The organism is Micromonospora sp. NPDC049497 (genome assembly GCF_044465805.1).
Classification (GTDB): domain Bacteria; phylum Actinomycetota; class Actinomycetes; order Mycobacteriales; family Micromonosporaceae; genus Micromonospora.
In genome coordinates this window covers 213988-230265 of record NZ_JBITMC010000002.1, presented here as the reverse complement: position 1 = coordinate 230265, position 16278 = coordinate 213988, and the positions used below count along the sequence as shown (strand labels likewise).

Below are 16278 nucleotides of genomic sequence, written 5' to 3'. Positions count from 1 at the left end.
CGCCGAACGGCCGGTCGGCTGCGCCGAACGGCTCGGCCTCCGGGAGGGGCCACGGAGGTGGCTGGGCGCTCAGGCGTCGGTGAGGTGCGCGGTGTCGTTGACCGAACGGACCGCGACGCCGCCGTCGGGCCACATGTCGACGACGGAGACGCCGGCCGCGTCGAGGAAGAGGCGGTGCAGGAACGCGTCACCGGCCGCGAGGGCGTCGCGCAGCACCAGCTTGATCGGCGAGACGTGGGAGACGACCACCACGGTCTCGCCACGGTACGCGTCGAGCAGCGCGGTGATCGCCCGGCGGGCGCGCTCGGCGACCTCGGTGAACGACTCACCGTCCGGCGGAGCCACCCGGGTCGAGGCGAGCCAGGCGTCCATCTCCCCTGCCCAGCGCTCCCGCACCTCGGCGAAGGTGCGCCCCTCCCAGGCGCCGAAGTCGCACTCGATCAGGTCGTCCTCGCGACGTACCGGAAGGCCGCCGAGCGCCTCGGCGATCGCCTCGGCGGTGGTCGTACACCGGGAGAGAGGGGAACTGACGACGGCCGCGGCGGACGGGGCGAGCGCCGCCACCCGCGCGGCCGTGGCCCGGATCTGGGCCCGGCCCCGCGCGGAGAGCGGGACGTCGCCACGGCCGGAGTAGCGGCGCTGCTCGGTGTACTCGGTCTCGCCGTGCCGGACCAGGATCAGCCGGGTGGCGGTGAAGCTGGGACGCGGCTCCCAGGAGGCCGGCGCGGTCGCCGGGTCGGTGCCGGTGGTCCGCGCGGTGGACGCCCGGGCCGCCGCCTCGCGGGCCGCGGCCCGTGCCGGCGAGTCCGCGGCGGCGACCTCACGCGGCGGCTCGGCGACCGGAGGCGCCGCCGGGCGGGCCGGGGCGCCGCCGGCGGCAGCGTCCATGGCGGCGTTGGCGAGCGCGTCGGCGTGCCGGTTGCGCTCCCGGGGGATCCAGCTGAACCGGACCGCGGCGAAGCGACCGACCAGCCCGGCCGCCTGCGCGGCGAGCGGGCGCAGGCCGGGGTGCTTGATCTGCCAGCGGCCGCACATCTGCTCGACCACCAGCTTCGAGTCCATCCGGGCCTCCACCTCGGTGGCGCCCAGCTCGGCGGCGGCCTCCAGGCCGGCGATCAGCCCCCGGTACTCGGCCACGTTGTTGGTGGCCCGACCGATCGACTCGGACCGCTCGGCCAGCACCTCGCCGGTGTCCGCGTCACGAACCACCGCGCCGTAGCCGGCCGGGCCGGGGTTGCCCCGGCTCCCGCCGTCGGCCTCGACGACCACCACGCGCGGCGCCATCGGCTACAGGCCGGACTCGTTGGTGCGGACCATGATCCGCCGGCACTCCTCGCAGCGGACAACCTCGTCCGGGTCCGCCTTGCGGATCCGGGCCAGGTCGGCGCCGGAGAGGTCCAGGCGGCAACCGCCGCAGCGGGCCCCGGTGAGCAGGGCCGCACCCAGCCCGCTGTCCTCGCGGATCCGGTCGTAGAGGGTCACCAGGTCGCTCGGGAGGTCCGCGGCGAGCGGCCCCCGGGCGCCCCGCTTGAACTCCTCCTCCTTCGCGATCTCGGCCAGCGCCTCGTCGCGGCGCTGCTCGACGGTGGCCCGCTTCTCCCGGGCGGCGGCGATCCGCTGCTCCACCCCGTCGAGCACGGACTGGGCGGTCTCCCGCTGCTCCATCAGCTCCAGCTCGGCGTCCTCCAGGTCGCCCTGGCGGCGGTTGAGCGAGACCAGCTCGTGCTGGAGCGCCTCCAGCTCGCGGGCCGGGCCGCTCCCGGACGCCAGCCGGTTCTCGTCCTTGGTCTTGCGGGCGCGGACCTGGTCGATGTCCTTCTCCAGCCGGGCGATGTCCCGGTCCAGGTCGTCGACGGCGACCTGGGCGCGGACCCGCTCGTCCTCCAACGCGGACAGCTCCCGGGCCAGCGCCTCCAGCTCCGCCCGCTCGGGCAGCGCGCGCCGGCGGTGGGCGAGCTGGGCGAGGGCGGTGTCGATCGCCGCCAGATCGAGCAGCCGGCGTTGGACCTTCGGGTCAGCCTTCACGGTCGGGGCTCCTTCTCGTCCGCCGCGGGTGGGGCGGCGTGTACGGTCCACGGGTCGGTGTCCAGGTCGGACACCAGCGTCTCGACGCCCGGCGACTCCCGCAGGAGCGCGGCCAGGTCGTCCAGCCACGGTCGTTCGGTCGCCCAGTGGGCGGCGTCGAGCAGGGCGGGGCCGCCGGCGGCGAGGTGCTCGCCGGCGGGATGGTGGCGCAGGTCGGCGGTGAGGAAGGCGTCCACCCCGGCGGCGGTCGCGTCGGTGAGGAAGCTGTCCCCCGAGCCGCCGCTGACGGCGAGGGTACGAACCATACGCCGGGGGTCACCCGCGGCGCGAACTCCCCAGGCCGTGACGGGCAGCACCGCGGCGGCGTGCCGGGTCAGCTCGGCGAGGGTCATCGGCTCGGGCAGCTCACCGATCCGGCCGATGCCCCGCCCGGCGCCGTGTGCGGGGGAGCCGGGCGCGGGCCGGTGCAGCGGGCGCAGCCCGGTCAGCCCGAACCGGGCGGCGAGCGCGTCGGAGACGCCCGGGTCGGCCACGTCGGCGTTGGTGTGCGCCACGTACAGTGCCACGTCGGCCTTGATCAGCTGGTGGACGATCCGGCCCTTGAACGTCGTCGGGGCGACCGAGGACACCCCGCGCAGCAGCAACGGGTGGTGCGCGACGATCATGTCGGCGCCTGCCGCGATCGCCTCCGCCACGGTCTCCGGCACCACGTCGACCACCAGGAGCACCCGACGTACGGGGGCGCTCGGCTCGCCGAGCACCAGTCCCACCCGGTCCCACTCCTCGGCCCAGGACGGCGGGTAGCGCCGCTCCAGCTCGCCCACCACGTCGGTGACGGTCGGCGGAACTGCGGGTGTGCTCACGGCGGGCCAGCTTACCGTCGCCGGGGACGTCCCGGGGCCGCGCCACCCGGAGCCGACGGCGGTGGCCGACGCCGGGTGGCGGGTTCCGGCGTCAGGCGGCGGCCCGGTAGTGCCGGTCCCGCACCGCGGCCAGGGGCAGGCCCCACGGGAACTCGTGCTGGTGCCGCTCCCCCGTGCCCGGCGGGTGCAGCGGGACGACGTCGTCCCCGAAGAGCACGGTCACCCCCCACTCCGCCAGCCGGGCCAGGCCGGCCCGGAACGCCGGGTGGCGGGCCATCGCGGTATTCGTGTACGGCACCGCCACCAGCGGAACGCCCAGCCCCTGCCCCTCCACGAGCAGGCCGAGGGCGAGCGTGTCGGTGATCCCCGCGGCCCACTTGTTCACCGTGTTGACCGTGGCCGGGCAGACGATCATCGCGTCGGCCGGTGGCAGCACGTCCAGGTCACCCGGGTTCTTGTAGTGCGTGCGTACCGGATGTCCGGTCTGCCGGGCCACCGCGGCCCGGTCGACGAACTTGGCGCCGTCGGGCGTGGTGACGACACAGACGTCCCAACCGTCCTCCTGGGCCAGCTCCACGAGCCGACCCACATGGCGTGCCAGCGGCGAACCGCAGGCGATGACGTAGAGCACCGGCAGGTGCCCGCTGGTGCGGCGCGGCCCGGTCATCAGGCCGACTCCGCGCTCATACCCCTACTCCCATGTGTCCAGCCAACTCCGCGATCGGAGAAGGCGGCGCACCACGTGTGCGACGGAGGATGTCGGACATCACCTCGTGGGCGATCGGACGGCACCGGATCTCCGACGGCGCCAGCCGGTCGCCGCGCAGCAGCATCTCGCCGGCGTTGGCCACGTCCCCGACCTGGGCGAAGCCCCGGGCGATGTCGAGCAGGTGGTGGGCCCGCCGCTCGGGTAGCAGCGCGTTGAACGCCGGCTCCGGGATCCGCTGCTGGTGGATCTCCACCGCCCGGCCGCCGTCGCCCAGCTCGACCGCCGCGGCGGCCCGGTGCAGCTCCACGTTGGTGGGACCGAACGACGTCCAGTAGTGGTTCTCGTCCGCCCCGAGCAGCGTGGCTGCCTCCTGGGCGCCGTTGAGCAGGTCGTCGACGGTGGCCGAGTCGCCGATCCGGGCGGCGGCCATCGCGCCCTGCAGCAGCAGCATCCCGTAGACGGAGAGGCGCTCCGGTGTCGCGTCGTTGCCCCCGCCCGGGGTGAGCCGGTTGGCGATGGTGACGTTCAGCTCCAGGGCCGGACGGGCGCGGCCCATCGCCGCCAGCGCGTTGCACACCCGGGTCGTGGCGATGCCGGCCAGCAGCGGGTCGTCTGCGCGCTGGCAGACCGCCATCGACCGGTCGGCGGCGAGCCAGGCCAGCTCGCACTCCCCCAGCTTCCGCAGCACCGAGGAGGCGATCTGGTAGACCTGCCCCAGCAGGTGGGCGGCCTCGCGCGCGTCGTCGCCGCCGTAGCCGGCGTCCGCCGCCTGGGCGTCGCGCAGCAGCTTCGGCAGCGCGCGCGTGAGCATGCCGTACCGGCCGTACTGGTAGGTCAGCCAGGCGTGCGTCACGGCCTTGCGCATGTCGGTCAGCGGCGGCGGGTACGGCGCCGCGTCGAAGTACGCGCTCATCGAGTCGTACCGCTCCAGGGCCGCGCGGATCTCCTGCACCTCGACCTGGTCGATGCAGTTCAACGCATCGGTACGCCGCTCGGGGTCCTTGCCGAGCAGCAGCTGCACGTCCATCTGGAGAATGTCGGCGATCTCGTAGACAACCGAGAACTTGTCGAGCCGGCGCACGCCGCGCTCGACCTTGTCCACCCAGCTCTTCGACTTGCCCAACCGGTCCGCGAAGACCTGCTGCGACATCTTGCGTCGCCCCCGCCAGTAGGCCACCCGCCGCCCAATGGGTAACTCGTCCATCTCCCCATCCCTCCCCCTGCCGTCCACTCCGGATGGTGCACCGGAGGGTCTCCGCGGGCGCGGTGATCCGTGCTCTTCAGGTTTTACCTGGTCGCACAGCCTGTACGTCGGCCGTACAGCCAGTCCTCATAGCTTTCGTGCAAGTTGCATCAGCCGTTCGTCAACTCAACGATCGCGGGTTACGGCAGTGACGGTGCTCGACATGCGACCCGGGCGCCGGCCGGGTCAGCCGGAGGGAGATGACACACATGTGGGGGAATGTCGGACCACGCGTGGCCAACCTGCCGTCGCTGGAGCGGGTGCGACTGCGCCGGGTGGCCGTCCGCTACGCGATGCACGGGTGGGAGGTGACACCGGGCGCGTGCCTGGCCCGTAGCCGCTTCGTCTGCGGCCGGCCCGGCTGTCCGACGGTCGGCTGTCATCCCGCGCTGGAGAACTGGGAGCGCGCGGCGAGCGCCGACCCGGCGCGGGTCGCGACGTGGTGGCGGGACCGGCCGCACGGCGTACTGCTGGCCACCGGCCGGACCTTCGACGTGCTGGAGGTTCCCGCGCACCTGGGGCGGCACGTCCTCGACGTCGTCCGGAGCCACCCGGCCGGGACGGGCGTCCGCGGCCCGGTGCTGGCCACCCCCACCGGACGGTGGATGTTCCTGGTCCGGCCGGGCGACCCGCTGCGTCCGGAGCTGGACCACTGCTTCCACGTGGTCCGGCACGGGCCCGGCTCGTGGATCCCGGCGCCGCCCACCCGGCTGCCCGAGGGCACCGTCCGCTGGGTCGTCGCACCGGAGCAGGCCCGCTGGCAGTTGCCCGACTCGTACCTGGTGCAGAACGCGCTCATCGGGGCGTTACGGGCCGCCGGGGTCAGGCTCACCTCCGAGCTGCTCCCCGGCCACCTGCCCCTGCCCCGCCGCGGCGCCTGAGGCGCCCCACCGGCGCGCCGCCCCGCCACCGGGGCAGCGTCGTCCGCGGGCCTCCGGTCGTTGAACCTCACGACGGCGCGGACGCGCCACGAGCGGGGGTTGAAATGTCCACCGACGACACCACGCGCCAGCCGGGCGGCGCCGAGCCGCCGCGCCAGCACCGTCCCCGGCACCGCTGGGCCGGCACCCGGCCGGCCGGATCCCGTCCGGGCCGTCCCCGGCCCGCCGGCTCCCGCCCCGCCGGCACCCACCGCCCCGCCCGCTGACCCCCGCACTGCGCACCGCGCACCCGCCGCGCGCAGGGCGGTGCGCGGTGCGGGTGCGACGTGTTAAGCGGGGACCCTTCCTCTACCGCAGGCGTTAAGCGGGGGCCCTTCCTTACTCCAGCGGCAGGTTGGTGGAGTGCAGGCAGCGGCCGTCGTCGGTGACCACCGCGTGCCGGTGACCCGGTAGCCGGTCCAGCCAGCCGATCCCGGCGACGCCCATCGCGACGGCCGCGGTGGCGTACGCGTCGGCGACGCCCAGGTCCGGCCCGACCACGGTGACCGAGCGCAGCCCCCGCCCGGGGGTGCCCCGGCGCGGGTCGAGCACGTGGTGTCCGCGCTCGTAGACGCCGGAGGTGGCCACGGCCAGGTCGGTGCCGGTGAGGATCAGGCAGGTGGCGGTCTCCTCCCACGGGTGCCGGACGCCGATCCGCCACGGCCGGCCGGACGACGACCGGCCCCGGACCCGCACGTCCCCGCCCGCGTTCAGGCAGTGGTTGGCCGCCCCGGCGGCGAGCAACCGGTCGGAGGCGACCTGCGCGGCCCAGCCCTTGACGTACCCGGACGGGTCGAGGCGACCGGTGGCGTACGCGTCGAAGAACCCGTCGGTGGCGCCCCACAGGTCGGCGCAGCGTTCCAGGACCAGCCGCAGGTCCGCCGACGCCTCGGAGAGCAGCAGCTCCCCCCGGCCGAAACGGCACACCTCGCTGTCGGCGCGGTACGTGCTGAACCGGGCGTCCACCTCACGCAGCCAGCCGAAAACGTCCTCGGCCAGCTCGTGCAGCCGGTCCGCGGGCAGGTCGTCGGCGAGGTCCAGGCTGATCGCCGTACCCATGATCTGCTCGACCCGGCGCAGCCCGGGGCGGGTCAACGCCGGCACGTCAGTTCGCCCGGTCGATGGCCGCCTGCAACGACTGCTTGTACGAGGTGCTGGTGGCGGTCGCGCCGGAGACGGTGTCCAGGTCGGCGCTCTGCCGCTGCACGACCATGCCACCGGTACCGCTGTACCGGTCGTCGACCTGTTCGCTGCGCAGGTCGGACTGGGCGGTCTCCTGCGGCAGCTCCAGGGCGGTGGCGTTGATGATCCTCGATCCGGACAGCACGATCTGGACCTGGACGTTGCCGTACTCGTTCTCCACCACCGGGCCGGTCACCGTACGGGTGGTCGGCTGGTCCGGCGGCTTCGTGGTGGTCCGCGGCGCGGACGGGGTCCGGGTGGTCGAGCCCGAGCCGCTGGTGGGCCGCGCCGACGGGGCACGGCTGGGCCGCGGGGAGGCGGCGGTCGGCGACGGATCGGCGGTCACTTCGCCGGTGGCCGTCGGGCCCGCGGAGCCGGGGACGACCGCCGGGCGGTCGGCGGGCAGGTCCTGGGCGACCTGGCTGGCACCCGGCGAGCCCTTGAGCACCACCAGGACGGTGGTGCTGGCCGCCAGGCCGGTGATCGCGAGCAGGGCGCGGCGCATGGGAGGGTGCCTTCCTACAACTCGAAGGTGGCGAGGTGGATCTGCCGGCGGGGCACGCCGGCCCGGCGCAGCACGGCGAGCGACTGCTCGACCAGGCCGGGTGGCCCGCAGAGGTAGACGTCCCGGCGGACGAGGTCCGGGACCAGCCGGCTCAGGCCGTCCGGGCTCAGCACCTCCCGGGGGCCGGGGTCGTGCCGCGAGCCGACGACGTACCAGATGCGGACGTCCCGGGCCTGGGCGAGCCAGTCCAGCTCCCGGTGCAGCAGCACGTCGGCGGGGGTGCTCGCGCGGTAGATGAGCGCCGCGCCCGGCGGCAGTTCCTCCAGCATCGCGCGGATCGGGGTGATGCCGCTGCCGCCGGCGATCAGCAGGGCCCGCTCGCGGACGCGGTGGGCGGCGGTGAACGTGCCCGACGGCCCCTCGGCCCAGACCCGGGTGCCGGGGTCGAGGTCGCGCAGGTCGCGGGTGTGCGCGCCGACCACCTTGACGGTGAGCCGCAGCCAGCGGCCGTTGGCGGCGGCGGAGACCGAGAACGGGTGGGACTGCCACCACATGCCGGGGGTGAGGAACCGCCAGCGGAAGTACTGGCCACCGAGCAGCTCCAGCCGGCCGAGCCGGTCCCCGGTCAGGTAGACGGAGATGGTGTCCGGGCTCTCCGCGACCACGTCGGCCACCCGCAGGTTGTGCCGCAGGTTCAGTCGCAGCGGGGCGACCACGCGGCCCCAGAGCAGGGCGGCCACCACGATCGCGTACATGGCGATCCACATGGTCCGCACCGGACCGGGCCGGAACAGCTGGGCGCCGTTGCTGAACTGGTGGGCGAAACCGAGCAGCAGCACCAGGTAGCTGGACAAATGCAGCGCGTGCCAGAGCTCGTACGGCAGGGCGGCACGGACGGCCCGGACGCTGGTGAAGCCGACGACGACCATCAGGCCGGCCGCCGCGAACGCGGACACCATGTCCTCGTAGTCGCGCAGCAGCACGCCCGCCTCGGTGAGCACCGAGTTGTTCTCCAGGTCGGCGTACCCGACGAGGATCAGCGACGCGTGCGCGAGCACCGCCACCAGCAGGGTGGCGCCGACGTCCCGGTGCCAGCGGGCCAGGTTCTCGCCGCCGATCCAGCGCTCCAGGGCCGGGAGGCGGCTCATCATCAGCACCTGCACGAGCAGCAGGTAGCCGGCGACGAGGCCGGTGATCCGGCCGGCGGCGGTGACCATGGCGGCGGAGTTCTTCAACGAGCCGGCGGGGGTGTCGAGCCACCAGGGCAGCACGCTGGCGAGCAGGCCCACCACGAGCAGCACGGCCACCGCACGCCGGCCGCCGGGTCCGCGCCGCGGCGGCACGCCCGGCGGGACGTCCGCAGCCCGGCCTTCCTTCGTTCGCGACTGCGGGGCTCGCAGACCCGGCTCACTCCTCGCGCTCACCGACCGGCCGCCGTGCCGGGACGAGGTCCCGGTGCGGCGGCCGGAGGCGTGCGTGTGCGGGTACGTCACGCGTACAGCTTCATCGGGGTGTACTTCTGCCGGGGGAAGATCTTGTCCACCTCCGCGTTGGTGAGCCCGAAGCGGCCCTGCGCCACGGCCCCGTAGACGTTGAACATGTTGTTGTACTCCGGTACGTCGCCCGAGTCCAGATCGTTCAACCCGTTCCAGGTACCGAGCAGCGACCCGGCGAGCTTGCGGCCGGACAGCACGGTGACCACGCCGCCGTGCCCGTGGTCGGTGCCGCCGCCGTTGGAGGCGACCCGCCGGCCGAACTCGCTGGACACCATGACCGTCACGTCGTCAGCGCGGTCGCCCAGGTCGGTGAAGAACGCGGCCAGCGCCGAGGCCAGCTCGTTCAGCCGCCGCCACAGCTGGCCGCCCTCGCCGGTGCCCTGGTTCTCGTGGGTGTCGTAGCCGCCCATGCCGACGGTGGCGACCCGGACGTTCGCCCCGCCCTTGATGAGCTGGGCGAGCTGCTGGAACGCGTTGCCCACGCCCCGGTACTCCACACCCTCGGCCGGCTGGTAGGGCTTCGCGGCGAGCCGCTGCGCGGTGGACAGCGCCCCCAGGCCGTCCTGGACGGCCTCCTCGACCGGGTGGTTGATGCCGGTGAAGAGACCCTTGATGGCCTTCTCGGTCGCGGCCCGGAACTTCTCGTCGCCGTTGAGCCGCAGCGAGCCGACGCTGTTGAGGGACAGCGCGCCGTTGGTGCCGACCAGCGACCGGGGCAGGGTGCTCCCGATGCCGACGCTGCGGAACGCGGTGCCGGTGCCGAGCGCGTCCACCAGGCTGTCCAGCCAGCCCCGCCCGCCGGTCTCGCCGGGCAGACCACCCAGGTTGCAGGCGTCGGCGGCCTGGAAGTGGCTGCGGGACAGCCGCTCGTCGGAGACCGCCGGGATGAAGCCGAGCTGGTTGGACCTCAGCCACGGCTCCAGCGGCTTGAAGGCGCTGGTCAGCTTGAAGTTGCGCCCGAGCGCGAGGGAGTCCCCGCCCAGGAGCAGGTCGGGACGGGCCTTGGCGAGCACCGGGTCGTCCGGGGCGACCAGGCTCAGCCCGTCCAGTCCGCCGTAGAGGAAGACGTGGATCAGGGTGCCGGTCTTGGTCGCCGCGAACGACGCCGAGGTGGTGACGAACTGGGCGGTGGCCAGCGCGGTCGCGGTGGCGGCGGCGCCGGCGACGAAGGTCCGCCGGGTCACCCCGCGACCGTCCTGCTGGGCCTCCTCCAGGTCCTCGAGCCGGCGGTAGCAATCCCGCTCGGCGGCGTTCTCGGCGGTGACGATGTCGGCCTCGGCCCGCAGCAGCGCCTCGGCCGGGTTGTCGGCCAGCCGCCGCACGTCGGGGCAGTCGGGGTGCAGGGGGAACGTGTGCACAGTTTTCTCCATGGGAGGCCTCAGCGGAGGTGGTGCTGGGGGGAAGCGAGGATCGCCCGCGCGACGGCGTTGACGGCCCCGTTGAACGTCGCGTCGACGCGGGCGCCGGAGGCGACACCGGCCACACCGAGGATCAGCGACTTCTCCTTGGCGCTGAGCTTCTGCCCCACCAGGCGCAGGGCGAGCGCGTCCACGTACGCCCCGGCGGTGGTGGGCGGCTTCGCCACCAGCTTCTCCGCCTTGGTGTAGGTGAAGGCCGTCCGGTAACCGGCGAGGATCTCGCCGGCCTCGTTCCAGCCGTTGACCATCGTGCCGGCCGAGGTCCACGCGACGTAGACGTCGGGGTAGCCGTCCGGGGTGGGCTGGCCCATCGGGTACTGGCCCAGCTCGCGCATCTTGTCGTGGATCTGCCGCAGCCCGCGGGCGTACGGGGTCCGCTTGCTGTCGCCGTTGTCGTGGTTCGGCGCCGCTTCCGGGGAGACGCCCGCGGAGCGGTACGTGGCGACCACGTACTCCATCGGCCGGCGCACCTTCTGCCCCACGGCCGCCCAGAACTCCGAGGAGCTGAACAGCGTCATGAGCAGCGGCTTGACCATGCCCTTGTTGACCGTGTACGCCTTCGCCAGGCGCTCCACGAGGGACTTCGGCGGGGTGTCCGACACGAAGCGGGTGGCCAGGCTCTGCGCGACGTACCGCGCGGTCGACGGGTGCAGCGCGATGTACGTGAGGTACGCGTCGATCGCCGCCTCGGCCTTCTTCGGGTCCGAGGAGTTGTTGGCGTGGGTGAAACCGAGGATCTTCACCTTGCCGACGTAGTGCCGCTCCGGGCGGAACACGTACTTCCCGTCCTGCACGCCACGGCCGGTCTGCAGCATCGCGGCCTGCCGCACGTCCTTCTCGGTGTAGCCGCCGTCGACGCCCACCGAGTACAGCTCCAGGTTCTCCCGGGCGAGGTTCTCGTTGACCGCGTCGGCGCGGGAGTCGTTCTGGTTCAGGTAGAGCAGCAGCGCCGGGTGCCTGTTCGCCGCGAGCAGCATCTGCGGGTAGCTGCCCAGCGCGTGTGCCCGGACGACGTCCCGGTCGAACGAGTTGCGGTAGACCTCGCCGCCGTCGAAGTCGGCGGCGACGTGCAGGAAGTCGTTCCAGAAGTCGACCATCACCTCGAAGAGCTGGCGGTCCGACCAGATCTGCCGGGCGATGGTGGCGTCCACCATCTCCCGCTCCGGCTGGGCGCCGCGCTCGTTGAGCTGGTCCCGCTGCTCGCGCAGCTGCTCGGAGCTGAGCTTGAGGGTCGACAGCTCGGCGAGCTTCAGCTCGGCCTTCGTCGGCGCGATCTTGTCGGGGTCCATCTGCCAGCGCAGCCACCCGTCGATGCCGCGCTCCTTGATCTCGGCGAGGACCTTCGGGGTGGCCCCGAAGGTGGCGCGCCGGGCCAGGTGCAGGACCGGGTCCTTGGCCAGGACCGTCTTGACGGTCACCTTGGTCTCCGCGGCGGCGGCGGCCGGCCCGGAGAAGGTACGACCACCGGCCGGGCTGTTCTTCTTCAGCGCCTCGCCCGCCCGGGAGCCCATGTAGCTCTCGTTCTGCTCGGTGTAGGTGCGCACCGTGCTGGGTTGCTGGCCACTGGGGCGGGCCGCGGTGCCGTCGGTGACGGTGGTGCCCGTGGCGTCACCGGCCGCCGCGGACTCGTCGCCGAAGAGGCCACGGATCTGCGGGGTCATCGCCAGCGCGGCGCCACCGGCGACCACCGCGGCGGTGCCGCCGATCGCGGCCAGCGCCTTGCGCCGGTCGAGCTTGCGACCCGGCTCACCGTCGTCGTCCAGGTTGGGCAGTCCGGGACCGGCCGCCGGGACTCGGGCGGGCTGGCCGAAGCCCTGCGGGCCCACCCACTGCGAGCCCTGCGGAGCGGGCTGGGCGTACGGGCTGCGGGAACCGGTCTGTGCCGCGTACCCGGGCTGGGCGTCCTGCCCCCGGGGGTCGGTCTGGGGCGGGTAGCCACCCTGCTGGGGGGAGTCGTAGCCGTACGGCGTGGACGTGTAGCCGTCGTACGCCGGGGAGGTGGGGTGCTGGGTTCCGTCCCACCCGCGGTCGTCCCGCGGTCGACGTGGTGGCACATTCTGGTCGGCCATGTACCAATCCTGTTTTCTCTTGCGCCGCAACGACCGGGACCGGGGAGGGTTCGGGTGCGGCGGCTGATGCCTGAGGAGGTTGCTACGGGAAGGTAGCCAAGGGGTCGAGCGCCTACAAGCAGCGCCGGAGGGCCGCGAAACGTCACTTAAGACGGTGCTGAGCGCCCCGCCGCGACCCCCGACCGCGGCCCGTTCGGCGACAGACCTCGCGAGCAGGGCGGACGCGACACATCGGGGGCCGGACGTAACGTTTTCCGCACACGCGGCGCTTTTAGCGCCGTTCATCGCAACAGGCAAACTTAAGGAAGTGCTAAGCCCGGGCTCACCGGCCGCACGGGCGTCCTGCCGTGCTACACGGGTGCCGTCGGCAAAGTAGCAGCAGAGGGGGAGCGTGAGCCACCGTCGCAGCGGGTATGCCGCCGGACCGCTGAACGCGTGAGGGGAAGGCACATGCTCAGCAAAGAGGATCAGCGTAGGTTCGAGCAGATCACCCGTCATCTCCGGGAGAGCGACCCGGCGTTCTTCGCCAAGGTGGACAACCGGGCCCGGGCCCACCGCGGCCGCTACCTGATGCTGTTGACCATCGTGCTGTGGGCCGCGCTACCGGCGATGACCGTACTGGCCGGGAGGCTGGCCGGTGCCATCTGCGCGGTGGTGCTGATGGCCAACGCCGCGCTCATGTGGCGGTACCGCCGGCGCTGGCTCTGAACGTCCGCCGCTCTCACCGGCCGAGCTGCCGGTACGCCCGGCGCAGCCGTTCCACCAGACCGGGACCGCCGATGGCGGGGGCCGGTGCGCCGAGCTGCCGCAGCAGCAGGTCCGGGCCGGTCACCAGGGTGGGCGGCCGGTCGGGCAGCGGGACGGGCGGCACCCAGAAGCGGTCCACCGTCTCGGCCAGCGGCGCCGGGGTGAGGCCGGCGAGCGCCCGCGCGGCGCCGACGGGGGCGACGGGAATGGCGGGTGCGGCCTCCGCGGCGGCGCCGGCCACCGCGTCCGCAGTGGTGGGAGTGAACCCGTCCGCAGTGGACGGTCCGCCGGCTCCACGCAGTGCCCGCAGCCGGTCCAGCAGCTCGGCGCGGCTTCGGCCCCGCCAGTGCAGCAGCTCGAACGGGTCGGCGTCGAACGCCTCGGCGAGCAGGTAGAAGGTGGCCGCCAGGTGTTTGCAGGGCACCGCGAAGTCCGGGCAGCTGCACCGCTGGCGAAGCTCGGCCACGCCGGTCGGGAAGAGCGGCGCGCCCGCTTCGGCGAACAGCTCCTCCAGCTCGGCCGGCAGGTCGCCGGCGAGCAGGCGGGCGCTGAAGAACGCCTGTCCGGCCACCTGCTCCTCTATCCGGGACCAGAGGGCGGGCGGGAAGGCCGGTAGGGCGACGCGGACCTGGTAGGGCTCCGCCCGGGACCCCTGCACCACGGCCGTGACCTCGCCGGGCGCGACGTCCAGGCGGAGGACCTGGCCGGCCCGGGCGTACGACCGGCCCCGGGTGAGCCGGGTGCCCAGGGCGAAGGACTCCAGCACCTCCAGGAAGCGGCGCGACCACCACGACCGGCCGATGGCGCCCCGGGTACTGCGCGCCTTCAGGCCACCGTCGACCCGGCGGGGCCGGCCGTAGTCGGCGAACCGGCCGCCCTCGGACCCGGTCACCCCGCCACCGTCCCGTCGTCCAGTGTGAACAGTTCCCGCAGCTGGGTGGTGGACAACTCGGTGACCCACTGTTCGCCGCTGCCGACGACCCGGGACGCCAGGCTCCGCTTGTCGGCGATGAGCGCCGCCACCTTCTCCTCCACCGTGCCGGCGCACACGAACTTGCGGACCTGGACCCGTCGCCGCTGACCGATCCGGTACGCCCGGTCGGTGGCCTGGTCCTCGACGGCCGGGTTCCACCACCGGTCGACGTGCACGACGTGGTTGGCGGCGGTGAGGGTGAGCCCGGTGCCGCCGGCCTTGAGGGACAGGACGAACAGCGCTGGCCCGTCCGCGGACTGGAACCGGGTGACCATCGCGTCCCGGTCGGCCTTGCCGACCCCGCCGTGCAGGAAGAGCACCTCCCGACCGAAGCGGGCCGACAGGTGACCGCGCAGCATGCCGCCGAACTCGGCGTACTGGGTGAAGAGCAGCGCCTTCTCCCCCGCCGCGAGGACCTCGTCGAGGATCTCCTCCAGCCGGGCCAGCTTGCCGGACCGGCCGTCCAGCGCCGACCCGTCGCGCAGCAGCTGCGCGGGGTGGTTGCAGACCTGCTTGAGCCGGGTCATGGTGGCCAGCACCAGACCGCGCCGTTCGATGCCGTCGCTCGCCTCGATCTTCGCCAGCATGTCGTCGACCACCGCCCGGTAGAGCGCGGCCTGCTCGGCGGTGAGCGTGCAGACCACCTCCATCTCCAGCTTCTCGGGCAGGTCGGAGATGATGGAGGAGTCGGTCTTGAGCCGGCGCAGCACGAACGGGCCGGTGATGCGGCGCAGCCGCTCGGCCGCCTCGGCGTCGCCGTGCCGCTCGATCGGTTCCGCGTACCGTTTCTTGAACGTCGCCGCCGGGCCGAGCAGGCCGGGGTTGGCGAACTGCATGATCGACCACAGGTCGGCGAGGCGGTTCTCCACCGGTGTGCCGGTGACCGCGATCCGGTGCCGCGCGGGCAGCGCCCGCACCGCCTCCGCCTGCCGGGTGGAGGCGTTCTTGATGGCCTGCGCCTCGTCCACCACCACCCGGTGCCAGTCGATGCCGGCGAGGTCCACCGCGTCCCGGGCCGCCACCGTGTAGGTGGTGACGACCAGGTCCGCGTCGTGCACGGCCGTGGTGAAGGCCACCCCGCGCGCCCGCTCCGCGCCGTGGTGCACGTGTACGCGCAACGCGGGCGCGAACTTCGCCGCCTCCCGCTGCCAGTTGCCGACCAGCGACATGGGGCAGACCAGCAGGGTCGGACCGGCGGTCGGCGGGTCACCGGCGAGGAGGGCCAGCAGCTGCACCGTCTTGCCCAGGCCCATGTCGTCGGCGAGCACGCCACCGAGGCCGAGCGACTGGAGGAAGGCCAACCAGGCCAGCCCCCGCCGCTGGTACGGGCGCAGGGTGCCCTGGAAGGCCGGCGGCGGGTCGAGCGGGGTCAGCCGGCGCTCGACCGCACCGGCCAGCAGGTCACCCAGCGCCCCGTCGGCGGCGATCTCCAGCACCGGCAGGGCGTCCGGCTGCCCGTCGTCGGCCAGGCCGAGCCGGAGCAGGTCGCCGACGGTCAGCTCGCCGGACGACCGGAGCAGCCGGAGCCCGGCGGCGAGCCGCTTCGGGTCCAGCTCCACCCAGCGGCCCCGCATCCGGACCAGCGGCGTCTTCAGTGCGGCCAGCGCGGTCAGCTCGTCGGCGGTCAGCGGCTGGTCGCCGAGGGCCACCTCCCACCGGTAGTCGACCAGGGCGTCCATGCCGACGCCGCCGCCGGTGGTGGCGACCGTGCCCGGAGCGGTACGGCTGCGGGCCTGCAACCGGGCGCCGAGCCGGGACGACGGCCGCTGCCACCAGGACGGCAGCAGCACCGTGAAGCCGGCCGCGTGCAGCACCGGCGCACCCTCGCGGAGGAACCGGTGCGCGCCCTCGACGTCCAGCTCCAACGCCTCCGGGGTGGCGGTCCGTAGCGCCCCGTCCACCTCCGGCCAGAGCCGGCTGGCCCGGCCCAGCTCCGCGAGGAGGGTCTCCTGCGGAGCGGCGAGGCGGGTCACCGTCTCCGGGGCGGACCAGATCGTGTCGGCGTCGACGTGCAGGCCCGGCTCGTCGGCCGCCTGGAGGCCGAACTCCACCCGCCACCGGTCGGCCACCGGCACCGGCGTGCCGGGGTCGGCCGGCACCACGACCAGCGGTCCGTCGACCTCACCGG

13 protein-coding genes and 3 pseudogenes are annotated in these 16278 nt (G+C 73.8%); 3 read left to right on the top strand and 13 right to left on the bottom strand.

Annotation, left to right across the window (positions count from 1 at the left end; all coding sequences use genetic code 11):
• Positions 1-69 precede the first annotated feature (69 nt).
• The 5 genes from ACIBR0_RS04335 to ACIBR0_RS04315 form a co-directional block, all read right to left on the bottom strand.
• The gene (locus tag ACIBR0_RS04335) at positions 70-1284 is read right to left on the bottom strand and encodes a bifunctional RNase H/acid phosphatase (RefSeq protein ID WP_396712636.1); all 1215 of its coding nucleotides are present in this window, start codon (positions 1282-1284) and stop codon (positions 70-72) included.
• Positions 1285-1287: 3 nt separating this feature from the next.
• Complete coding sequence (locus tag ACIBR0_RS04330) at positions 1288-2025, bottom strand: C4-type zinc ribbon domain-containing protein (RefSeq protein WP_357038619.1); 738 nt, start codon at positions 2023-2025, stop codon at positions 1288-1290.
• Complete coding sequence (locus ACIBR0_RS04325; RefSeq protein WP_357038631.1) at positions 2022-2852, bottom strand: Nif3-like dinuclear metal center hexameric protein; 831 nt, start codon at positions 2850-2852, stop codon at positions 2022-2024. Before ACIBR0_RS04325 ends, ACIBR0_RS04330 begins: the two co-directional genes overlap by 4 nt.
• A gap of 127 nt (positions 2853-2979) precedes the next feature.
• Positions 2980-3555: a flavoprotein gene (locus ACIBR0_RS04320; RefSeq protein WP_396712635.1), complete on the bottom strand. Its 576-nt coding sequence runs from the start codon at positions 3553-3555 to the stop codon at positions 2980-2982.
• A gap of 16 nt (positions 3556-3571) precedes the next feature.
• The gene (locus ACIBR0_RS04315; protein ID WP_357038625.1) at positions 3572-4801 is read right to left on the bottom strand and encodes a helix-turn-helix domain-containing protein; all 1230 of its coding nucleotides are present in this window, start codon (positions 4799-4801) and stop codon (positions 3572-3574) included.
• 239 nt (positions 4802-5040) lie between these two features.
• Here ACIBR0_RS04315 and ACIBR0_RS04310 point away from each other — a divergent pair, with 239 nt between their 5' ends.
• Together ACIBR0_RS04310 and ACIBR0_RS04305 are read left to right on the top strand one after the other, a co-directional pair.
• Complete coding sequence (locus tag ACIBR0_RS04310) at positions 5041-5721, top strand: bifunctional DNA primase/polymerase (RefSeq protein WP_396712634.1); 681 nt, start codon at positions 5041-5043, stop codon at positions 5719-5721.
• A gap of 104 nt (positions 5722-5825) precedes the next feature.
• The gene (locus ACIBR0_RS04305; RefSeq protein ID WP_396712633.1) at positions 5826-5987 is read left to right on the top strand and encodes a hypothetical protein; all 162 of its coding nucleotides are present in this window, start codon (positions 5826-5828) and stop codon (positions 5985-5987) included.
• 112 nt (positions 5988-6099) lie between these two features.
• On the opposite strand, the gene ACIBR0_RS04300 is transcribed toward ACIBR0_RS04305, so the two are convergent.
• The 5 genes from ACIBR0_RS04300 to ACIBR0_RS04280 are packed head-to-tail and all read right to left on the bottom strand — an operon-like array spanning position 6100 to position 12430.
• On the bottom strand, positions 6100-6819 hold the full coding sequence (locus ACIBR0_RS04300) for an FAD:protein FMN transferase (RefSeq protein ID WP_396712829.1): 720 nt from the start codon (positions 6817-6819) through the stop codon (positions 6100-6102).
• Between the two features lie 46 nt (positions 6820-6865).
• Positions 6866-7447 carry an FMN-binding protein gene (locus ACIBR0_RS04295; RefSeq protein ID WP_396712632.1) on the bottom strand — a complete coding sequence of 194 codons (582 nt, stop codon included), beginning with the start codon at positions 7445-7447 and terminating at the stop codon, positions 6866-6868.
• Positions 7448-7461: 14 nt separating this feature from the next.
• Entirely contained in the window at positions 7462-8940 is a 1479-nt protein-coding gene (locus ACIBR0_RS04290) for a ferric reductase-like transmembrane domain-containing protein (protein ID WP_396712631.1), read from the bottom strand.
• On the bottom strand, positions 8937-10301 hold the full coding sequence (locus ACIBR0_RS04285) for a DUF1501 domain-containing protein (protein ID WP_396712630.1): 1365 nt from the start codon (positions 10299-10301) through the stop codon (positions 8937-8939). Before ACIBR0_RS04285 ends, ACIBR0_RS04290 begins: the two co-directional genes overlap by 4 nt.
• Positions 10302-10321: 20 nt before the next feature.
• Entirely contained in the window at positions 10322-12430 is a 2109-nt protein-coding gene (locus ACIBR0_RS04280) for a DUF1800 family protein (protein WP_396712629.1), read from the bottom strand.
• A gap of 450 nt (positions 12431-12880) precedes the next feature.
• Here ACIBR0_RS04280 and ACIBR0_RS04275 point away from each other — a divergent pair, with 450 nt between their 5' ends.
• Positions 12881-13138, top strand: a complete 258-nt coding sequence (locus ACIBR0_RS04275) for a DUF3040 domain-containing protein (RefSeq protein ID WP_396712628.1) — start codon at positions 12881-12883, stop codon at positions 13136-13138.
• Between the two features lie 13 nt (positions 13139-13151).
• Here ACIBR0_RS04275 and ACIBR0_RS04270 read toward each other — a convergent pair.
• The 3 pseudogenes from ACIBR0_RS04270 to ACIBR0_RS04260 all read right to left on the bottom strand — a co-directional run.
• A pseudogene (locus tag ACIBR0_RS04270) lies at positions 13152-13391 on the bottom strand (hypothetical protein); the annotation flags it as partial.
• A 77-nt stretch (positions 13392-13468) separates the two neighbouring features.
• Positions 13469-14069: pseudogene (locus tag ACIBR0_RS04265) on the bottom strand (SWIM zinc finger family protein); the annotation flags it as partial.
• Positions 14066-16207: pseudogene (locus tag ACIBR0_RS04260) on the bottom strand (DEAD/DEAH box helicase); the annotation flags it as partial. The pseudogenes ACIBR0_RS04260 and ACIBR0_RS04265, both read right to left, overlap by 4 nt.
• Positions 16208-16278: the final 71 nt, after the last annotated feature.